Here is an 18,641-nt window from a genome sequence, read left to right as displayed (position 1 = left end):
TCTCAGCTGTGGGAGAAGATGTCGGTGTCCTCCCAACCGAGCAGGTCGAGCTCCGCGCGCGTGCCGAGGAACGCAAAGCATGCCTGCGCGAGGTGGAGGCGGCGCTCGCGCCGCAGCCGCTCGGTGAGCGCATCCCTCAGCGCATGCAGATGCAGAACGTCCGAGGCGGCGTATTCGAGCTGCGGGCCCGAAAGCGTCGCAGCGCCCCAGTCGGAGGATTGCTGCTGCTTGTTGAGCTCGATGCCCAGCACCTCGCGCGTCAGGTCCTTGAGCCCGTGGCGGTCGGTGTAGGTGCGCACCAGGCGGGACGCGATCTTCGTGCAGAACAGCGGCCCCGTCACCACGCCGAAGGCATGCCTCAGCACCGCCACGTCGAAGCGGGCGTAGTGGAAGATCTTCTCCCGGTCCGGATCGGCGAGCAGGCGGACGAGATTGGGCGCCTCGCGCTGGTCCTGACGGATCTGCACGACGTCGACGGTGCCGTTGCCGGGCGAGAGCTGGACGACGCAGAGCCGGTCGCGCGCCGGGCGCAACCCCATCGTTTCGGTGTCGATCGCGACAGCGCCGGGATAGCGGGCGAGATCGGGCAGGTCGCCGATGTGGAGGCGGATGGTCAAGTCGGATGCTCCGGGGTTGTCGGGCGGCGGTCGGGCGCCGCGACGGGCCGGCACGGCGCCCCGGTTTCCCATCGCCGCCGGCTCCCGTCAACCGACGCCGACCGCCCTGACAGGCAGACCGACGCGCCGAAATCGTGCCGGCACCCGGCAGTGCGCGCGACCGGTCCACGCGCCCGGGCAGCGCGCATACCGCCCGATCCTCGCCATCGGGGCCGTCTGTGGCACTACAAGGCCGGGTCGGAAGAAGCGATTTTCTCGGTTTGACAACAGGTTAGTAGAACCGGCCCGATACACTTCGCATTTTCTTGCTTCTGCTTGACCTTTCGCTCCATTTTGAATCAGCGGCGCTCGTTGACGCGAACGAGCGCTCATCCGCGGCCGGCCTCGAGGCCGATTGCGGTGTGAACGACGCAAGGGAGCGAGCATGGTCGAGCAGAGCGTGAGGACCGCGGACGAGTCCTGGACGGTCACCGCCGATTCGTGGGCGGTTGCCGTTGACGACTCCTGGACGGTCACCGCCGATGCCTGGGGCAGCTACTGGCATTACGGCTATTACTACGGGACGGGCAGCAGCGCCTGGGGCTGGCACTACTGGTACATCGGCTGGGATGTCGGCTGGTACTTCGACTGGGGCTGGGGCTACGGCTGGTACTATGACTGGGGCTACGGCTGGTATCTCGACTGGGGCTGGGGCTACGGCTGGTACGTTGACTGGGGCTACGGCTGGTACCTCGACTGGGGCTGGGGCTACGGCTGGTACTACGACTGGGGCTACGGCTGGTACGTCGACTGGGGCTACGGCTGGTACTTCGACTGGGGCTGGAGCTACGGCTGGTACTACGACTGGGGCTACGGCTGGTACTACGACTGGGGCTACGGCTGGTACGTCGACTGGGGCTGGTTCTACGACTCGTACTGGGGCTGGTACTACAGCTGGGGCTGGGGCTACGGCTGGTACTACGACTGGGGCTACGGCTGGTACGTCGACTGGGGCTACGGCTGGTACTTCGACTGGGGCTGGGGCTACGGCTGGTACTACGACTGGGGCTACGGCTGGTACGTCGACTGGGGCTACGGCTGGTACTTCGACTGGGGCTGGAGCTACGGCTGGTACTACGCCTGGGGCTACGGCTGGTACTTCGACTGGGGCTGGAGCTACGGCTGGTACTACGACTGGGGCTACGGCTGGTATCCGGACTGGGGCTGGAGCTACGGCTGGTACTGGGGCTGGGGCACGGGCTATATCGGCTACGGCGGCTGGGCCTGGAACTACGGCTGGTACCTCATCACCTGGTGAGCGAATGCTCGGGGCGGCGTCACGCCGCCCCCTGCAGGTTTCTTGCGGAAAGGCCGGGGATCGCACGATCCCCGGCCTTTCTCTTTGGCCCCGGCGTCAAGCTCCGCGGCCCGGCCCGCAGCCTTCCGTTTGCGGTCCCGCAACGCGTTCCCGCCGCAGCATAGCGGACCGGGATCGACGGCCACGGCCGGATCCCCTTGTGCAAGGGGAACGAGGATCCTGCCCGGTCGCAGGCGCGGTGAAGCTGCGCCTTCCGCCGCCGCTGCGCCGCTCCGCGTGGCACTACAGCTTCGGAAGCGGCGACGATTCATCGTTGCAATTCAATATGTTAAGAAATCCGGGGGGCGTCCGCTGCCATTTGTTCGCCGCACCGGGTGACCGCTCCATGTGATGAACACGGCCCGCTGTCGAAAGGCACGGGCACCCGGACCTCCCGCCGGCCAGGCGATCCCGCCGGCGGGCGGGGCCGGGATGCGGAACAGCTAGAAAAGCAAGGAGCAGACATGGCCGAACAGAACCCGGTGACCCAGAGCGAGGCCGGTACCATCACCGCCGACGCCTGGGGTGCCGCCTGGATCTATGGCGACTATTTCGGCACCGGCTCGAACACCTACGGCTGGCACACCTGGTACATCGGGTGGGATCTCGGCTGGTACCAGGCCTCGAGCTGGGACTACGGCTGGTACTGGGGCTGGGGCCACGGCTGGTACGTCGACTGGAGCTGGGCCTACGGCTGGTACGCGGACTGGAACTACGGCTGGTACGCCGACTCGTCCTACGGCTGGTCCTGGGGCTGGGAATACGGCTGGTACCAGGACTGGGGTTATGGCTGGTACACCGCCTGGAGCTACGGCTGGGATTACGGCTGGTACTGGTCCGGCGGCTGGAACTACGGCTGGTACGCCGGCTGGAGCTGGGGCTGGGACTACGGCTGGTACTGGAGCTGGGGCTACGGCTGGCACACCGACTGGTCGTGGGGCTGGTCGGCGGACTGGAGCTACGGCTGGTACGCCGATTGGGGCTACGGCTGGCACACCGGCTGGAGCTGGAGCTGGGGCTGGTATCAGGGCTGGGCCTACGGCTGGTATGCGAGCGGCTGGGACTGGTCCTACGGCTGGTACTGGGGCTGGGGCAGCAATTACCTCGGCTGGGGCTGGGGCTGGCACACCGGCTGGTACGTCATCACCTGGTAGGAAGCAGATCGGAGGGTGGCTCCAGGCCACCCTCCCGGCCAATCCGCGGAAGGGCCGGAGATCGAAGCGTTCTTCGGCCCTTCCGCTTCGTGCGCCCGGCGAAGGCCTCCCGGGTCCGATCGTCTCCGCGCGCCGTGATTGGCCCATTGTCGCGGCTTCGTGCTAAGCCGGACCGGGCCGATGCTGGGAGGCGAGGACGGGCTGATGCGGATCGGGATAGTCGGGCTCGGCGCGATGGGCAGCGCCTTCGCGGAGCGGCTGCGGGAATGCGGGCACGAGCTCGTCGTCTGGAACCGCTCGCCGGCGAAGATGCGGCCGGTCGTCGAGGCGGGCGCGACCGGCGCGGCAAGCCCGTCGGCGGTGGCGGCGGACGCGGATGCCGTCATCACGATCCTAACCGACGGCGCCGCCATCGACGCCGTCTGTGACGGCCCCGACGGCCTCCTCTCCGGCGACGTCGCCGGCCGCCTCTTCATCGAGATGAGCACGGTGCCGCCCGCCGTCCAGGAGCGCCTTTCCGAGCGGGTGAGGGCGCGCGGCGCCGCCTTCGTGGAATGCGCCGTCAGCGGCTCGGTCGGGCCGGCGCGGCAGGGCAAGCTGATCGGCCTCGCCGGCGGAACGCCCGAGGACGTCGCACGCGCCCGTCCCGTGCTCGACTGCCTGTGCCGACGCGTGGAGCACATCGGGCCGCCCGGCTCCGGTGCGAGCGTCAAGCTCACCGTCAACCTGCCCCTGATGCTCTAATTCCAGGCGCTGGGGGAGGCCTATGCGCTCTCACGGCATCTCGGCTACGACACGGCTTGGCTGATCGATCTCCTCGCCGACACGACGGCGGGACCGAACCTGCTGCGCGCCCGCGGCCCGGCGGTCGCGAAAGCGCTCGCGGGCGAAGAGCCGCCGCCGGCATTCTCCGTCGAGACGCTGCTCAAGGACCTGAAGACGATGATCGGGGAAGCCGAGCGCCTGGGCCAGGCGCTTCCCCTCGCCGAGCGGGCGCTCGACGTCTACGAGGAGGCGAGCCGGTCCGGCTTCGCCGGCCGCGACGCATCCACGCTCGCCGCATTCCGGTCTTCACGCGGCTCCCGCACACCGTCCTGACCCGCGAGCGCGCGTGCCGGGCGGGCTTCCGTCTCCGCAAGGGCGGCCAGCAGCACCGCCGGCTCCCGACCGGCATTGAGCCCAGCCACCAGCCGGCGGACCAGGCGGCCGGCCCGTGCGGTCGCATGCTTGCGGTCGTGCCCGGCCGGCAGGCGGATCGGGGGGCCGAGCACGATCTCGACATCGAGCGCACCGAGTTGCAGCAGATGGGCGAGGTGCGGCAGGAGCTCCATGTCGCCGTACCAGGCCACCTGGGACCGGTGCTGCCGCCCGAGCGGCAGTCCGAGCATCCGCGTATAGGCGATCGCCACGGGCTGGAGCGTGGCGTCGGCGGACCCGTCCATGAGACGCTGCGCAGAGCCGACCAGCGCGGAACGGAACGGCAGCACGCGGTTGCCGTCGCTGGAGGTGCCTTCCGCGAACAGCACGATGAGGTCGCCCTGCGACAGGCGGTGGCCGACCTCGGCGGCCGACGAGCCCGTCCTGTGCCGCCGCTCGCGGTCGACGAAGACGGACCGTTGCAGCTTGGCGAGCCAGCCGAACACGCCCCAGCCGGCAACCTCGCGTTTGGCGACGAAGGAGATCGGCGCGACGCTCGCGAGCACGGGAATGTCGAGCCAGGAGATGTGGTTGGAGAGGAGCAGGAGCGGCCGGTCGGCGGCGATCCGCCCGGTCACCCTGATCCTGAGGCCGAGCACCTTCACGACGAAACGGTGCCACAGCACGGTGACCGCACTCGCGGCGCGGCCGCCGATCGCGACGCCGGCGAGATGGAAGGGGAGGAGGAGGAGCAGTGCTACCGAGACGAGCAGCGCCGTCCCCCAGAGGCGCACCTGTCCGAGGGTTCCCGTGCCGGTTTCCGGCGCGTCCGTCATGCGCGATCGTCGGGCGCCGCAGACCCGCTCCACGAGGCGGCGGCGATCACCGGAGCCTGCGCCGCATGACGATCGCGCCGCTCGGGCGCGGGCGGCCCTGGACATAGTAGCCCGGCCGCTCCCCGACGGGCTCGAACTCGAAGGCGCGATAGAGCGCGATCGCGGGCCGGTTCTCTTCCTCGACCTCCAGCGTCACGGACGCGACATGCTCGCGGTAGAGGTTCCGGAGCATCTGTTCGATCAGCGCCCGGCCAATCCCGCGCCGCCGGCATTCCGCCACGACGCCGATCGAGATCACCTCCCCCTCGTCGGCCGCGACGCGGTAGAGGGCGAAGCCGCCCAATGTCGTACGGCCGAACGCGCTCCGATATCTGGCGATGAGACCTGCGGCGCCCGGCTGCCTGAGCATCGCCTCGAATTCGCTCTCGCTCCAGCCGCGGCTGAAGACGGCGGCGTGAAGATCGGAGAGGACGGTGCAGTCCTCGATCGCAGCCGGCGCGACGATCGTGCCCACATGAGCGAACGGTGCCCTCACGCGCGTGCGACCGCCTTCCCGGCCTGGGGCTTCGCATCGGGAGCGCGCAGATAGAGCGGTCGCGGCGGGGTGCTGCAGCGCCCGATGGCGGCAAGCGCGGCGACGGCCTCGACGTCCGCATGATCGGCCGCTCCCGCCACCTCCGCCGCGATGCCGCGCGCGGCGAGGCGATCCTGCAGGGCCGGGGCGGCGGAGCCGGTCAACACGATGGGCCTCCCGAGGGCGGCGATTCGATCCGCGATCACCTCATAGTCGGCGACGCATGGCGGCAGGATCAAGCCGTCCGTGCCGGAAATCGCGGCATAGGCCTCGCCGCGTTTGGCATCGAGCGCCGCCGCGACGGCCTTGCCGGCCGCCTCGCCCCGCAGCGGCCAAAGGAGCGCGTCGAGCACGCCCACGCCGCAGGCCCGGATGTCGAGCGCAAGCGCGAGCCCGCGCGCCACCGCGACGCCGACGCGGACCCCGGTGAAGGAACCCGGTCCAATCGTGACGGCGATCAGCGTGAGGTCGGCAAAGCGAAGGGCGGCCTCGGACAAGGCGGCCTCGATCATCGGCATCAGCCGTTCCGCATGGCCGCGCTCGACGCGCGCCTCGTGCCGGACCGCGACCCGGAACGGATTCGCGGAGGCGATCGCAACGGCGCAGTTCGGCCCGGCAGTGTCGATGGCGAGAATCACGGCGCCGTCACCTTACGGCCGAACGGGCCGGGCCGTCGCGCGGGCCGGCCCGCCTCAGACCGGGCGGACCTCGTCCACCTCCGGCACGAAATGGCGCAGCAGGTTCTCGATGCCCTGCTTCAGCGTCGCAGTCGAGGACGGGCAGCCGGAGCAGGCGCCGCGCATGTGGAGATAGACGACGCCGTCGCGGAAGCCCTGGAAGGTGATGTCGCCGCCGTCATTGGCGACCGCCGGGCGGACCCGGGTCTCGATCAGTTCCTTGATGACGGAGACCGCCTCGCTGTCCGCCTCGTCGTAGAACTCCTCGTCCGCCTCGCGCGCCTCGCCGCTCTCCGCGAGCACCGGCGCGCCGGACATGTAGTGCTCCATGATCGCGCCGAGCACGGCCGGCTTGATGTGCGGCCACTCGGCGCGGCCCTTCGTGACCGTGATGAAGTCGTGGCCGAGGAACACGCCGTTCACGCCGTCGACCGAGAAGATCCGCGCGGCGAGCGGCGATTCCACGGCCTCGTCCGGCGAGCGGAACTCGCGCGTGTCGCCGGGCAGGACGGCACGCCCCGGAATGAACTTGAGCGTGGCCGGATTCGGCGTCTCTTCCGTCTGTATGAACATCGGAACTGTCCCTGGCTCCCGTTCCGACTGTCAGCAAACTTTGGAACGGTTCTAAGGACAGAGAAATGGTCGGGAATCGACGCCGCGTCAAGACGCGGCGCCGGCGACCCCCGTTTCCCAGCCGAGCATGGCGCGCTTGCGCGTCAGGCCCCAGTGATAGCCGGTCAGGCTGCCCGTGCCGCCGACCACGCGATGACAGGGCACCACGAAGGAGAGCGGATTCCGGCCGATCGCCGCACCGACCGCGCGCGCCGCCTTGGGCGCCGCGATGTGGTGGGCGATATCGCCGTAGGTGGTCAGCCGCCCGAGCGGTACCGCCAGCAGCGTCTCCCACACGCGGACCTCGAAATCGCTGCCGATGAGCACGACCTTGAGCGGCCGGTCCGGGCGCCATTCCGCGCGGTCGAAGATGCGCCTCGCGTAAGGCGCCGTGGCGACCGGATCCTCGACATAGCCCGCCTGCGGCCAACGCTTCGCCATGTCCTCAAAGGCGGCCTCCTCCTGGCCCGGGTCGGCGAAGGCGAGCCCGGCGAGGCCGAGGTCGGTCGCCATCACCAGCGCCAGGCCGAAGGGCGAGGGATGGAAGCCCCAGCGGATGAGCATGCCGGCGCCGCGCGCCCTATAGGCGCCGGGCGTCAGCGCCTCGTGCGTGATGAAGAGGTCGTGCAGCCGCGCCGGGCCGGACAGGCCGACCTCGTAGGCGGTGTCGAGCACCGTCGCCGATTCGCGCAGGAGCTCCCGCGCATGCTTCAGCGTGAGCGCCTGCACGAAGGCCTTGGGCGACAGGCCCGCCCAGCGCGTGAAGAGCTTCTGCAGCCGGATCGGCTCCATGCCGACCGCCTCGGCGATCCGCTCGAGCGAGGGCTGGTCGCGCCAGTTGTGCGACACGAACTCGATGACGCGGCGCACCACGTCGTAATCCGACTCGGGGCAGTCGGCCTGGGTGAAGAGGGGTGCGGGCGCCGGCGCAAAGCCGGCCATCGTCTCTGCGAATGCCATGGTCGCCTCCTGTGACGCACCATGCGCCCGCGACGGGAGGCCCGCCACCCGATTCTTGCCGCCTAGCGCCTCGCTTCCGCGAGCGCCGCGCCGAAGGCTGTGGCGAAGCTGGTGCGGTCGTCGGGGTTCAGGAATGCGGCGACGGGGACCCGCTCGTTGCGCGACAGCACCTCGATGCGGGTCACGCCCTCGTCCTCGAGCCGGCGCACGTCGAGGCGGACCCAGGAGGGGTTGAAGCGGATCTCCCGGGCGCGCCCGCGCGGCGAGACCTTGCGGATGAGGAGCTCGCTGCGCGAGACGACGATCTCCTCATAGGCGCGGGCGGCGCGGTAGTTGAGGGTGAAGGCGAGCCAGACGAGCAGCACGTCGAGGCCCATGAAGCCCATGATGGGCCAGGCCCCGATCGACCAGAACAGGAGCCCGGCGCCGAAGCAGGTCGCCCCGACGAAGACCATCAGCGCGCCGAACCCCGCCGGCGAGAGCGAGCGGTAGGGCGTGAGCGTCGCCGAGAAGATCGGCGCGTCATGGTCGTTGCGCGCGGTCATTGCGGGAAAATATAGAGTGTGCCATGCCGAAGCGCACCTCCCCATCCGGAGCACGTCCCGCACCGGCGGCCGCAGCGCCGAATGCGCGCGCCGCGCCGCGCCCGCGCCTGCCGCGCAGCAGGCTCGCCAAGGCGGAGATCGAGACGCTCTTCGAGCGCTTCGAGGCCCGGCTGCCGGTGCCGAAGGGGGAGCTCGAATACGTCAATCCCTACACCCTCCTGGTCGCGGTGGTCCTCTCCGCGCAGGCGACGGATGCCGGCGTCAACAAGGCCACCCGCGCGCTCTTCGCCCTGGCCGACACGCCGGAGAAGATGCTCGCGCTTGGCGAAGCGCGCGTGACGGACCTGATCAGGACGATCGGGCTCTTCCGCAACAAGGCGAAGAACGTGATCGCGCTCTCGCGCATCCTCGTCGAGGAGCATGGCGGCGAGGTCCCCCGCGACCGCGCCGCGCTGGAGGAGCTGCCGGGCGTCGGGCGGAAGACCGCGAACGTCGTGCTCAACACGGCCTTCGGCGAGCCGGTCATCGCCGTCGACACGCACCTCTTCCGCGTCTCCAACCGCACCGGGCTCGCCCCCGGCAAGGACCCGCCGGAAGTCGAGCTGGTGCTCGAGCGCGTCGTGCCCGCCCGCTTCAAGCTCCACGCCCATCACTGGCTGATCCTGCACGGCCGCTACGTCTGCAAGGCGCGCAAGCCCGACTGCCCCGTCTGCCCCATCGCCGACATCTGCCGCTACCAGCCGAAGACCGAGCCCGCCGGCGCCTTCGCCGCCGCAGCGCCCGTGCCGGCCGCGGAGCCGGAACACTGAGCCTTCGCGCCGCCGGGCTGCGCAGCGGAGCGCTTCTCACCGTCGCCTCCCCCACTGTCGCCATCGCCGGACTTGATCCGGCGATCCACCGGGCGCGTGCCGTGCGGCGGGGGCTGTGCTGGATGCCCGGGTCGAGCCCGGACATGACGACAGAGAGTGGGGTGGGCGGCGGAGCGGGACGACGGAGAGTGGTGGGCCGGGCGCGGGAGCGGCTCTCTGCCTCGCCTCCCCACTGTCGTCATCGCCGGACTTGATCCGGCGATCCACGCGGCGAGTGCCGTGCGGCGGGGGCTGTACTGGATGCCCGGGTCGAGCCCGGGCATGACGACAGAGAGAGGGACGGGGCGGGCAGGACGACGGAGAGAGGGGCAGGGGCCGGAGCGGCTCTCGGCGTCGCCTCCCCCACTGTCGTCATCGCCGGACTTGATCCGGCGATCCAGCGCGGCGCCTCCGAGGGGCGAGGCTGTACTGGATGCCCGGGTCAAGCCCGGGCATGACGACAGAGAGTGGGGTGGGGACGGGGGAGGACGACGGCGAGCGGGGGCGGGGGCGCGCCCGAGCGGCGAAATCGCCGTCCCGCGACGGGTGGGATTCGCGGCGGTTTTGCGGCAAAGTGGGCGGAGCCAACGACAGACAGGGAGACCTCAATGACATTCATGAAGCCGTTCCGCATCGCCGTGGCGGTGGCGGGCGCCCTGGCCGTCGGCATCGCCGGCGCGCAGGAGATGAAGTTCTTCCGCATCGCGACCGGCGGCACCGCCGGCACCTATTTCCCGATCGGCGGGCTTCTCGCCAACGCCATCTCCAACCCGCCCGGCTCGCGCACCTGCGAGGAAGGCGGCAGCTGCGGCGTGCCGGGCCTGGTCGCGACGGCCGTCGCCTCCAACGGTTCGGTCGCCAACATCAACGGCATCGCCGGCGGGACGGTCGAATCCGGCTTCTCGCAGTCGGACGTCGCCTATTGGGCGCATTCCGGCACGGGCGTGTTCGAGGGCAAGGGCGCCGTCGAGAAGGTGCGCGCGATCGCCAACCTCTACCCGGAATCGATCCACCTCGTCGCCTCGAAGGCCTCCGGCATCCAGACACCGGCCGACCTGCGCGGCAAGAAGGTCTCGCTCGACGAGCCCGGCTCCGGCACGCTCGTCGATGCCCGCATCATCCTCGAGGCCTACGGCATCACCGAGAACGACATCGAGGCGGAGTACCTGAAGCCGAACCAGGCCGGCGACCTCATGCGCGACGGCAACATGGACGCCTTCTTCTTCGTCGGCGGCTTCCCGGCCGGCGCGATCGCCGAGCTCGCCACCTCGCAGGACATCGTCGTCGTGCCGATCGCCGGCGAGCAGGCCGAGGCGGTGCTCGCCGAATACGGCTTCTTCGCCGAGCACACCATCCCGGGCGGCACCTATCGCGGCGTCGACCAGGACGTGCACACCCTCGCCGTCGGCGCGCAATGGGTGACGAGCGCGGACCAGGACGAGGAGCTGGTCTACGGCATCACCAAGGCGCTGTGGAACGAGAACACCCGCAAGCTGCTCGATTCCGGCCATGCCAAGGGCAAGGAGATCAAGCTCGAGACCGCGCTGGACGGCGTCGGCATCCCGCTTCACCCGGGCGCCGAGCGCTTCTACAAGGAAGCGGGTGTGCTGAACGAGGGCAAGACCGCCGGCGAGGCGGGTGCGGCCGCCCCGGCCGAAGCGCCGAAGCAGTAACGACCCGATCCGGCCGGCATGGGACCGCCATGCCGGCCGGCTCCCCCGACGTTTCATCCCTTGCAGACCCGGAGGCAGCGCTTGGCCAGGCAGTTCCCGACCATCGAGCCGGCGTTGCGCGACTTCCTGCTCAACCAGCACGTCTTCTTCGTCGCCTCCGCGGCGCCCGGATCGCGCGTGAACGTCTCGCCGCGCGAGATCGGCGCCCTGCGCGTGCTGGGCCCCAACCGCGTCGCCTATCTCGACCAGACCGGCAGCGGCAACGAAACCGCCGCGCACATCCTGGCCGGCGGCGGGATCACGATCATGGCCTGCGCCTTCTCCGGCGCCCCCCGCATCCTCCGCCTCTACGGCAAGGGCCGCGTGCTGCCGCGCGGCGGCGCCGCCTATGCCGCCATGCTCGATGAGCATTTCGGCGGTGACGAGCCGCTCGGAGCCCGCCAGATCGTCGTCGTCGACGTGGATCTCGTCCAGACCTCGTGCGGCTACGGCGTGCCGCTCTTCGACCATCGCGGCGAGCGCCCGAACCTCGCCCGCTGGGCGGAGGCGAAGGGCGAGGCCGGCCTCGAAGCGTACCGGCGCGAGAAGAACGCCGCGAGCCTGGACGGGCTGCCGACCGGCCTCACGGGCACCGCCGAAACGGCCGAGATCGCCTGATGCCGCCCTCGCACGACGGACGGGATGCCATGACGAACGGACCGACGGCAGAATTCGACGAGGCGAAGGCGAAGGAGCTCGAGGAGCGGTTCGACCCGGAAGTGCAGTTCCGGCCGCTCGGCCGCGCCGCCGGCTGGATCGCGGCGATCCTGCTCTTCTCGCTCTCCGTCTTCCACTATTACACGGCCGGTTTCGGCCTCCTGCGCGAGGTCACGCATCGCGGCGTGCACATGGCCTTCGTGCTCGCGCTCATCTTCATCGTCTTCGCGGCGACGAAGAGCGGCCGCAAGGTGCTGCGCACGAGCACCTGGTACCGGCCGGCCGGCATCTCGCTGCTCGACTGGGCGCTCGCGATCCTGGCGGTGATCGCCACGCTATACGTGCCCTGGACCTTCCAGGACCTCGCCTTCCGGGTCGGCAACCCGCTGCCGATCGACGTCGCCATGGGCACCATCCTGATCGTGGTGCTCCTGGAGGCGACGCGCCGCTCGATGGGCTGGCCGCTGCCGATCATCGCGCTGATCTTCATGGCCTACGCCGTCTTCGGGCGTCACGCGCCGGGCGTCCTGGTCCATCCCGGCGCGAGCTGGTCGACGGTGGTCAACCACCTCTATTTGACCAGCCAGGGCATATACGGCCTGCCGGTGGGCGTAGTGGCGACCTACGTCTTCCACTTCGTGCTGTTCGGGGTGCTCGCCACCCGGATCGGGCTCGGCGAGCTCTTCATCAACCTCGCCTCCGCCGCGGCCGGCCGCTTCGCCGGCGGCCCGGCCAAGGTCTCGGTGCTGTCCTCGGCATTGCTCGGCTCGATCTCGGGCTCCTCGATCGCCAACACGGTCACGACCGGCTCGCTGACCATCCCGGCGATGGTCAGGATCGGCTATCCCCGCCACTTCGCGGCCGCCGTGGAGGCCGCCTCGTCGACCGGCGGCCAGATCACCCCGCCTGTCATGGGCGCGGCCGCCTTCCTGATGATCGAGTTCCTCGGCATCCCCTATACCGACATCCTGCTCGCCGCGATGGTGCCGGCCTCCATGCACTTCCTCGGCGTGCTGATGCAGGTCCATTTCGAGGCCAAGCGCCAGGGCCTGCGCGGCCTCACTTCCGAGGAGCTGCCGAAGGTGAAGGTCGTGCTCGCGCGCGACTGGCCGACGCTGCTGCCGCTCTTCATCCTGATCGCCGTGCTGATGAACGGCAGGACGCCCTATCTCGCGGCGTTCTGGGGCATCACCGCCTGCATGGTGGTCGGCCTCCTCAACCCGCGCCGCCGCATCACCCCGGCCGACATCTTCGAGGGCTTCGTCACCGGCGCGAAATACGCGCTCGCCGTCGGCGCGGCCGCCGCCACGGTCGGCATCATCATCGGCGTCGTGACGCTCACCGGCGTCAGCTTCAAGGTCGCCTACATCGTCACCTCGACCGCCGCCGGCTGGGCGGAGGCGATCCAGGCGCTCCTCCCCTTCGAACTGATGACGACGGCGGCGATGACGCTCCTCATCACGCTGTTCCTGACCGGCGCGGTCTGCATCGTCATGGGCTGCGGCATCCCGACCACCGCGAACTACCTGATCATGGTGAGCGTGGCGGCGCCGATCCTCGGCCTGCTCGGGGTGCAGCCGATCGTCGCCCATTTCTTCGTGTTCTATTACGGGGTGCTGGCGGACATCACGCCGCCGGTCGCGCTCGCCGCCTACGCCGCCGCCGGCATCGCCAACGCCAACCCGTTCAAGGCCGGCAACACCGCCTTCCGGCTCGGCATGGGCAAGGTGCTCGTGCCGTTCGTCTTCGCCTTCTCGCCGTCGCTCCTCCTCGTCGTCGACGGCTTCACGTGGGAGAGCTTCTTCCTGGCGCTCGGCGGCATGGTCGTGGGCATCATCGCGCTGTCGGCGGCGTTCTCAGGCTGGCTGACGGGGCCGCTCTACTGGTTCGAGCGGCTCCTGCTCGCCTTCGCGGCGATCCTGCTGGTCGCACCCGAACTCACGACGACCATCATCGGCCTGCTGCTCTTCGTGCCGATCCTCGCGCGCCCGCTCCTCGCGCGGGGGCCGGCCGTCGCGGCCCGCGCCGACGAATAGGCCCGGCCTCCCCCACTGTCGTCATCGCCGGACTTGATCCGGCGATCCACAAGGCGCGTGCCGTGTCGCGGGGCTGTCCTGGATGCCCGGGTCGAGCCCGGGCATGACGACGGAGAAAGGGGCAGGGGTGGCGGGAGCGGCTTTAGGCGGCCTATTTCGGCGCGAGGCGGATGGCGCCGTCGAGGCGGATCGCCTCGCCGTTGACGTAGGCGTTCTCGCACAGGAAGCGGACGAGGTCGGCATATTCCTCCGGCCGTCCCAGCCGCTTCGGATAGGGCACGCTGTCGGCGAGCGCCTTGGCGTATTCCGGCGCGATCTCGCTGAACATCGGCGTCCAGAAGATGCCCGGCTGGATGGTCAGCACGCGGATGCCCGACGTCATCAGGTCGCGCGCGAGGGGGAGCGTCAGCGCCAGGATGCCGCCCTTCGACGCCGAATAGGCGGCCTGCCCGATTTGGCCGTCTGTGGCGGCGACCGAACTCGTCATGACGATCACGCCGCGCTCGCCGTCCTCGGTGAGCGGCGCCTCCGCCGACATGGCCGCCGCCGATTTCGCGGCCACGTTGAAGGTCCCGAGGAGGTTCACCTCGATCACCTTGCGGAACGAGCCGAGGTCGTGCGGGCGCATCGCGCCCGTCTCCCGGTCCTTGGTCACGGTGCGGCGGCCCATGACGATGCCGGCGCAGTTGACGAGGACGCGCTCCGTGCCGTGCGCGGCCCGGGCCTTGTCGAGGCCCGCCTCGACGCTCGCCTCGTCGGTGACGTCGACGCGGGCGAAGACGCCGCCGATCTCGGCCGCGACCGCCTCGCCGCGCTCGGCATTGAGGTCGAACAGCGCGACCTTGACGCCGTGGGAGGCGAGCATGCGCGCGGTCGCCTCGCCGAGGCCGGACGCCCCGCCGGTCACGACCGCCGCAATCGAGGACTCGAGCTTCATCGCGTTCTCCCGGTGATGCTCGCGCCGTCATAGCCGAGCGGGGATGCTTGTGAAAGCGGCGCCCGATCGCCACCTTTGCCGGCGACAGGAGGAGCGATGAAACGCATCACCCCCGACATCGAGATCCTCGGGCCCGAAGACGCCGAGGCGAAGGAGAAGACGATCCGCGACCGCTTCTGGCCGACGGTCCGGAAGGCGCTCCGCGCGATCCCCTTCATGGAGGACGTGGTCGCCGGCTACTACGCCATGCTCGATTCCCGGACGCCGTCGCGCGCCCGCTTCACGCTGATCGCCGCGCTCGCCTATTTCGTCGCGCCGGTCGACGTGGTGCCCGACTTCCTGATGGGGCTCGGCTTCCTGGACGACGCCTCCGTGCTCGCCGCCGCGCTCGCCGCCGTCGGCAGCTCCATCCGCGACGAGCACCGGGAGGCGGCGAAACGCGTCCTCGCCGGCATGCCGGAGGAGCCGGCCGGGCGGCGCTGAAGGCGGGCAGTCAAAAAGTCGCCTTGTTTCAATCGAAAAGAGCGGCCCGGGGGCTCGACGGCGACCGCGCACGACGGCGTTCGGGCGCGTCGTTCACCCTTTTGTAACCCTGTTGGCCGATCACATGATGACTGTGTCGTCGTTGCTTCGAGAGCCGATCGGAGCCGCGTTTCAATCGAACCAGACGGAACGACCCCCCAAGATGAACCATCGGATCCTTCTGACCCTGGCTGCCGGTCTTCTCACGACCTCCGCCGCTTTCGCGCAGACGCCGACATCGATCGGCAAGTTCAACGACTGGTCCGCCTGGACCTATGCCGGCTCGAAGGGCAAGGTCTGCTACATCCATTCCACCCCGAAGACGATGCGGCCGCAGAACCTGAACCACGGCGACATCTCGTTCTTCATCCGCCGCAGCCCCGCCGAGGGTATCCAGAGCGAGGCGAACTTCGTCGCCGGCTATCCCTTCCGGGAGAGCTCGACCGCCACCGTCGACATCGACGGGCAGAAGTTCACGCTCTTCACCCAGGGCGACAGCGCGTGGCTGCTCAACGCCTCCGACGAGGCGAAGCTGCTCGCCGCCATGAAGGCCGGCCGCAGCATGACCGTCACCGCCACCTCCGGCCGCGGCAACGAGACGAGCTACAGCTATTCGCTGTCCGGCGTGACGGCGGCGAGCGACAAGATCGTGGCGGAGTGCCGGTAGCGCGCGCCGCCCTCCCTTCCTATCTTCCGTCGGAGCGGCCGCCGCGGGCGGCCGTTTTCCTGTTCCGACGCCCGTGATAGAAGACCGGCCATGACCGCCACGCTCATCGACATGCGCCCGGCGCCGCTTGCGGCGCCCGCGGCCGACAGGCCGTCGCTGATCGGCCTCGACCGCGACGGCCTCGCCGCCGCGCTCGCCGATGCCGGCGTGCCGGAGCGGCAGGTCCGCATGCGCGTCGCCCAGCTCTGGCACTGGCTCTACGTGCGCGGCGCCAGCGACTTCGGCGCGATGACGAACGTCTCGCGGGCGCTGCGCGACGCGCTCGCCGCCCGCTTCACGCTGGCGCGCCCCGAGATTGCCGCCGAGCAGGTCTCCGCCGACGGCACGCGCAAGTGGCTGCTGCGCTTCCCTGCGCGCGGCGCCGGCCGCCCCGTCGAGATCGAGACCGTCTACATTCCCGAGGAGGGCCGCGGCACGCTGTGCGTCTCCAGCCAGGTCGGCTGCACGCTCACGTGCTCCTTCTGCCACACCGGCACGCAGAAGCTCGTGCGCAACCTGACGCCCGAGGAGATCGTCGCCCAGGTGCTCGTCGCCCGCGACCGGCTCGGCGACTTCCCGGACGCCGCGACGCCCGCCGGCGCGATCGTGCCCGCCGAGGGAAGGCTCGTCTCCAATGTCGTCATGATGGGCATGGGCGAGCCGCTCTACAATTTCGACAATGTCCGCCAGGGCCTCTCGGTCGTGGCCGACGGCGAGGGCCTCGCGCTGTCGCGGCGGCGCATCACGCTCTCCACCTCCGGCGTCGTGCCGATGATCCCGAAGGCGGGCGCCGAGATCGGCACCATGCTCGCGATCTCGCTCCATGCCGTGCGCGACGATCTGCGCGACGAGCTGGTGCCGATCAACAGGAAGTGGCCGATCGCCGAGCTGCTCGACGCCTGCCGCGCCTATCCGGGCCTCTCCAACGCCAAGCGCATCACCTTCGAATACGTGATGCTGAAGGACGTGAACGACGGCCTGGCGGACGCGCGCGAGCTCGTTCGGCTCCTGAAGGGCATCCCGGCCAAGATCAACCTCATCCCGTTCAATCCCTGGCCGGGCAGCCCCTACGAATGCTCCGACTGGGAGCGCATCGAAACCTTCGCCGACGTGGTGAACCGCGCCGGCTACGCCTCGCCGATCCGCACGCCGCGCGGCCGCGACATCCTCGCCGCCTGCGGCCAGCTGAAGAGCGCCAGCGAGCGCATGCGGAAGGCCGACCGGGAGGCCGTCGCCGGCGCCTGACGATGCGGGTCGTGCTCCGCCTCTTCCTCCTCCTGCCGCTCCGCGGGCTAGAACGAATGCTCAGTCCGGAGGTCGCCGCGGCAATACATGAACACACTTCTGATCACCGCTTTACAGAGGCATCGCACTCCTGCGACTATGGACCATAGATACACCCTAGCACGGACACCGCGAGCGGTGCCTCGTTCTCAATGTACGCACTACTGCGGTCTTCAATCCGTGGCGCTGGAGCTCCTTCATACCATTCCTTTATCTTTCCGCTACCGTCTTTTCTTTTCTGCTTCTCGAAAATGTCACGATATCTTCGAGGCGATATACCGATAAACGGTTGAAATAACACTTTTTTGGTTTCACTCGGGGCAAACGTTATAGCGTCCTCATGCAGCTTCATCGCCCAACTCTTTGGATACGGCTCAAGAAAGACGACCCTATCCACTCCTGATGCCACGATGTGTTTGGCGCACAAATGGCATGGAAAGGTAGTACAGAACAATGTTGCACCCATCACGGATCGCCCCAGGCGGGCTGCATCTGACAGTGCGGACATTTCGGCATGAATCATCCGGCCGAATTCAATAATATCCATGATCTGGGCGTCTTTTATACGTGTGCTAGAGGTGAGCCTTGTCACATACGTCTGAACATCGTCGAAGGTCCTCAGCGAATGAGACAATAATCTTTCGTCGGACATGCGCCTAACGAGATCGTAAAGGATTTCTGTTTTTCTCTCCTGGTTCGCGTCGCTCCCCTTGTCTGCGTCACGAAACGTCTTCTCTGCATCATCTTCCCAGTATGTTCCCCCACCCGCTTTTGGCACTTCGTTGCACCCTAGGGCGATTATTTCAGCATTCTTACTGAAAATGGCAGCGCCGACTTGACGTGATAGGTCTATAGACCTAAGGGATGCTGCGGCAGCTGTATATAGCCCGTATTCATCCTTACTAGGTGAGACCCGGTTATCACCGAAGAACGCTCGAACAAATCTATTTATTGTATCACTGGTGTCTTCTTGATTTGTGCCATTCACAAAGACGTCCCCGAGGTGAAATACGTCGGACACCCGCTGCCCATTCTCATCATCAACCTGATTATTGTCAATTTCAATCAGTTTTATGGCAAGACGCTCGCATTCTGAGTCCGTCTTTGGAGAGCGCTCATAACCTCGAATTTTTTCTATTAACGTCCGGCGTCTCTCTATTTCACTGCCATAGACAGACACTTGTACAAACTTGCGGCCGTAGACGCGTCGCATCAATTCAATTTCCTCGGGACGCTTAAACTGCCGCACAATATAGGCTGCCCCAAGTTTGGGTTCAGCTCGGGAGCCCGACAACTCCCCACGTTCCTTTCGTATCTCAAGTACGGCTAACCCTGCGAGGGCCGCCTTGTTCCTTGCTATTCGTCTGTACGCGTTGGCATACTTGATTAATGACACAATATTTATTATAATATGAGCTCTCGTCGATTTTTGTTCGCACTCGTTCAGTTCGCATGCGTTCCGAAAGATGTATTTGGACGGGTGAGTAGTCG

20 protein-coding genes are annotated in these 18,641 nt (G+C 68.4%); 11 read left to right on the top strand and 9 right to left on the bottom strand.

All coding sequences use genetic code 11. The annotated features are described in order from the left end of the window. Window positions 1-2: 2 nt before the first annotated feature. Window positions 3-617: a ribonuclease D gene (locus tag ACUN0C_RS11810; RefSeq protein WP_445466569.1), complete on the bottom strand. Its 615-nt coding sequence runs from the start codon at window positions 615-617 to the stop codon at window positions 3-5. Between the two features lie 424 nt (window positions 618-1,041). Here ACUN0C_RS11810 and ACUN0C_RS11805 point away from each other — a divergent pair, with 424 nt between their 5' ends. The 4 genes from ACUN0C_RS11805 to ACUN0C_RS11790 all read left to right on the top strand — a co-directional run bounded on the left by ACUN0C_RS11805 (window position 1,042) and on the right by ACUN0C_RS11790 (window position 4,205). Then, window positions 1,042-1,914: a hypothetical protein gene (locus ACUN0C_RS11805; protein WP_445466568.1), complete on the top strand. Its 873-nt coding sequence runs from the start codon at window positions 1,042-1,044 to the stop codon at window positions 1,912-1,914. A gap of 503 nt (window positions 1,915-2,417) precedes the next feature. Then, window positions 2,418-3,107, top strand: a complete 690-nt coding sequence (locus tag ACUN0C_RS11800) for a hypothetical protein (RefSeq protein ID WP_445466567.1) — start codon at window positions 2,418-2,420, stop codon at window positions 3,105-3,107. A 180-nt stretch (window positions 3,108-3,287) separates the two neighbouring features. Beyond that, window positions 3,288-3,851 carry an NAD(P)-dependent oxidoreductase gene (locus ACUN0C_RS11795; protein WP_445466566.1) on the top strand — a complete coding sequence of 188 codons (564 nt, stop codon included), beginning with the start codon at window positions 3,288-3,290 and terminating at the stop codon, window positions 3,849-3,851. A 9-nt stretch (window positions 3,852-3,860) separates the two neighbouring features. Next, window positions 3,861-4,205: an NAD-binding protein gene (locus tag ACUN0C_RS11790; RefSeq protein WP_445466707.1), complete on the top strand. Its 345-nt coding sequence runs from the start codon at window positions 3,861-3,863 to the stop codon at window positions 4,203-4,205. On the opposite strand, the gene ACUN0C_RS11785 is transcribed toward ACUN0C_RS11790, so the two are convergent. The 6 genes from ACUN0C_RS11785 to ACUN0C_RS11760 all read right to left on the bottom strand — a co-directional run bounded on the left by ACUN0C_RS11785 (window position 4,112) and on the right by ACUN0C_RS11760 (window position 8,448). Then, on the bottom strand, window positions 4,112-5,080 hold the full coding sequence (locus ACUN0C_RS11785; protein WP_445466565.1) for a lysophospholipid acyltransferase family protein: 969 nt from the start codon (window positions 5,078-5,080) through the stop codon (window positions 4,112-4,114). The two genes, ACUN0C_RS11790 and ACUN0C_RS11785, sit on opposite strands and share 94 nt — an antisense overlap. A 46-nt stretch (window positions 5,081-5,126) precedes the next feature. After that, complete coding sequence (locus ACUN0C_RS11780) at window positions 5,127-5,615, bottom strand: GNAT family N-acetyltransferase (protein WP_445466564.1); 489 nt, start codon at window positions 5,613-5,615, stop codon at window positions 5,127-5,129. Beyond that, window positions 5,612-6,292 (bottom strand): tRNA (adenosine(37)-N6)-threonylcarbamoyltransferase complex dimerization subunit type 1 TsaB, encoded by a 681-nt coding sequence (tsaB, locus tag ACUN0C_RS11775; protein WP_445466563.1) that lies wholly within the window; start codon window positions 6,290-6,292, stop codon window positions 5,612-5,614. The genes ACUN0C_RS11780 and tsaB overlap by 4 nt, the downstream gene beginning before the upstream one ends. A gap of 54 nt (window positions 6,293-6,346) precedes the next feature. After that, window positions 6,347-6,904, bottom strand: a complete 558-nt coding sequence (locus ACUN0C_RS11770; RefSeq protein ID WP_445466562.1) for a NifU family protein — start codon at window positions 6,902-6,904, stop codon at window positions 6,347-6,349. An 87-nt stretch (window positions 6,905-6,991) separates the two neighbouring features. Next, a complete protein-coding gene (locus tag ACUN0C_RS11765; RefSeq protein ID WP_445466706.1) occupies window positions 6,992-7,885 on the bottom strand; it encodes a methylated-DNA--[protein]-cysteine S-methyltransferase in 894 nt (297 codons plus the stop codon). 80 nt (window positions 7,886-7,965) lie between these two features. Next, window positions 7,966-8,448, bottom strand: a complete 483-nt coding sequence (locus ACUN0C_RS11760; protein ID WP_445466561.1) for a DUF2244 domain-containing protein — start codon at window positions 8,446-8,448, stop codon at window positions 7,966-7,968. Window positions 8,449-8,471: 23 nt separating this feature from the next. On the opposite strand from ACUN0C_RS11760, the gene nth reads away from it, so the two are divergent. The 4 genes from nth to ACUN0C_RS11740 all read left to right on the top strand — a co-directional run bounded on the left by nth (window position 8,472) and on the right by ACUN0C_RS11740 (window position 13,701). Next, window positions 8,472-9,257 (top strand): endonuclease III, encoded by a 786-nt coding sequence (gene nth / locus ACUN0C_RS11755; RefSeq protein WP_445466560.1) that lies wholly within the window; start codon window positions 8,472-8,474, stop codon window positions 9,255-9,257. A 647-nt stretch (window positions 9,258-9,904) separates the two neighbouring features. After that, window positions 9,905-10,969, top strand: coding sequence for a TAXI family TRAP transporter solute-binding subunit (locus tag ACUN0C_RS11750; RefSeq protein ID WP_445466559.1), 1,065 nt, complete (start codon window positions 9,905-9,907; stop codon window positions 10,967-10,969). Between the two features lie 81 nt (window positions 10,970-11,050). Beyond that, window positions 11,051-11,626: a pyridoxamine 5'-phosphate oxidase family protein gene (locus ACUN0C_RS11745; protein WP_445466558.1), complete on the top strand. Its 576-nt coding sequence runs from the start codon at window positions 11,051-11,053 to the stop codon at window positions 11,624-11,626. Window positions 11,627-11,655: 29 nt separating this feature from the next. Next, a complete protein-coding gene (locus ACUN0C_RS11740) occupies window positions 11,656-13,701 on the top strand; it encodes a TRAP transporter permease (protein WP_445466557.1) in 2,046 nt (681 codons plus the stop codon). 151 nt (window positions 13,702-13,852) lie between these two features. Here the strand turns inward: ACUN0C_RS11740 and ACUN0C_RS11735 are convergent, their stop codons facing one another. Further along, window positions 13,853-14,638 carry an SDR family NAD(P)-dependent oxidoreductase gene (locus ACUN0C_RS11735; RefSeq protein ID WP_445466556.1) on the bottom strand — a complete coding sequence of 262 codons (786 nt, stop codon included), beginning with the start codon at window positions 14,636-14,638 and terminating at the stop codon, window positions 13,853-13,855. A gap of 96 nt (window positions 14,639-14,734) precedes the next feature. Here ACUN0C_RS11735 and ACUN0C_RS11730 point away from each other — a divergent pair, with 96 nt between their 5' ends. The 3 genes from ACUN0C_RS11730 (at window position 14,735) to rlmN (ending at window position 17,111) form a co-directional block, all read left to right on the top strand. Further along, window positions 14,735-15,121: a YkvA family protein gene (locus ACUN0C_RS11730; RefSeq protein WP_445466555.1), complete on the top strand. Its 387-nt coding sequence runs from the start codon at window positions 14,735-14,737 to the stop codon at window positions 15,119-15,121. 202 nt (window positions 15,122-15,323) lie between these two features. Continuing rightward, on the top strand, window positions 15,324-15,827 hold the full coding sequence (locus ACUN0C_RS11725; RefSeq protein ID WP_445466554.1) for an invasion associated locus B family protein: 504 nt from the start codon (window positions 15,324-15,326) through the stop codon (window positions 15,825-15,827). Between the two features lie 90 nt (window positions 15,828-15,917). Further along, window positions 15,918-17,111 (top strand): 23S rRNA (adenine(2503)-C(2))-methyltransferase RlmN, encoded by a 1,194-nt coding sequence (rlmN, locus tag ACUN0C_RS11720; protein ID WP_445466553.1) that lies wholly within the window; start codon window positions 15,918-15,920, stop codon window positions 17,109-17,111. Window positions 17,112-17,247: 136 nt separating this feature from the next. On the opposite strand, the gene ACUN0C_RS11715 is transcribed toward rlmN, so the two are convergent. Further along, entirely contained in the window at window positions 17,248-18,546 is a 1,299-nt protein-coding gene (locus ACUN0C_RS11715) for an anti-phage dCTP deaminase (RefSeq protein WP_445466552.1), read from the bottom strand. Window positions 18,547-18,641 lie beyond the last annotated feature (95 nt).

The sequence above is a fragment of the Faunimonas sp. B44 genome, from assembly GCF_052655945.1.
The sequence above is the reverse complement of the archived record's forward strand: the minus strand, read 5'-3'. Positions and strand labels throughout refer to the sequence as shown.

Excerpts from the sequence above, each read along its gene's own strand:
- ACUN0C_RS11805 (WP_445466568.1), top strand. The coding sequence starts at position 1,042 with ATGGTCGAGCAGAGCGTGAGGACCGCGGACGAGTCCTGGACGGTCACC.
- ACUN0C_RS11800 (WP_445466567.1), top strand. The coding sequence starts at position 2,418 with ATGGCCGAACAGAACCCGGTGACCCAGAGCGAGGCCGGTACCATCACC.
- ACUN0C_RS11795 (WP_445466566.1), top strand. The coding sequence starts at position 3,288 with ATGCTGGGAGGCGAGGACGGGCTGATGCGGATCGGGATAGTCGGGCTC.
- ACUN0C_RS11785 (WP_445466565.1), bottom strand. The coding sequence starts at position 5,080 with ATGACGGACGCGCCGGAAACCGGCACGGGAACCCTCGGACAGGTGCGC.
- ACUN0C_RS11770 (WP_445466562.1), bottom strand. The coding sequence starts at position 6,904 with ATGTTCATACAGACGGAAGAGACGCCGAATCCGGCCACGCTCAAGTTC.
- ACUN0C_RS11765 (WP_445466706.1), bottom strand. The coding sequence starts at position 7,885 with ATGGCCGGCTTTGCGCCGGCGCCCGCACCCCTCTTCACCCAGGCCGAC.
- ACUN0C_RS11760 (WP_445466561.1), bottom strand. The coding sequence starts at position 8,448 with ATGACCGCGCGCAACGACCATGACGCGCCGATCTTCTCGGCGACGCTC.
- nth (WP_445466560.1), top strand. The coding sequence starts at position 8,472 with ATGCCGAAGCGCACCTCCCCATCCGGAGCACGTCCCGCACCGGCGGCC.
- ACUN0C_RS11750 (WP_445466559.1), top strand. The coding sequence starts at position 9,905 with ATGACATTCATGAAGCCGTTCCGCATCGCCGTGGCGGTGGCGGGCGCC.
- ACUN0C_RS11740 (WP_445466557.1), top strand. The coding sequence starts at position 11,656 with ATGACGAACGGACCGACGGCAGAATTCGACGAGGCGAAGGCGAAGGAG.
- ACUN0C_RS11735 (WP_445466556.1), bottom strand. The coding sequence starts at position 14,638 with ATGAAGCTCGAGTCCTCGATTGCGGCGGTCGTGACCGGCGGGGCGTCC.
- ACUN0C_RS11730 (WP_445466555.1), top strand. The coding sequence starts at position 14,735 with ATGAAACGCATCACCCCCGACATCGAGATCCTCGGGCCCGAAGACGCC.
- ACUN0C_RS11725 (WP_445466554.1), top strand. The coding sequence starts at position 15,324 with ATGAACCATCGGATCCTTCTGACCCTGGCTGCCGGTCTTCTCACGACC.
- rlmN (WP_445466553.1), top strand. The coding sequence starts at position 15,918 with ATGACCGCCACGCTCATCGACATGCGCCCGGCGCCGCTTGCGGCGCCC.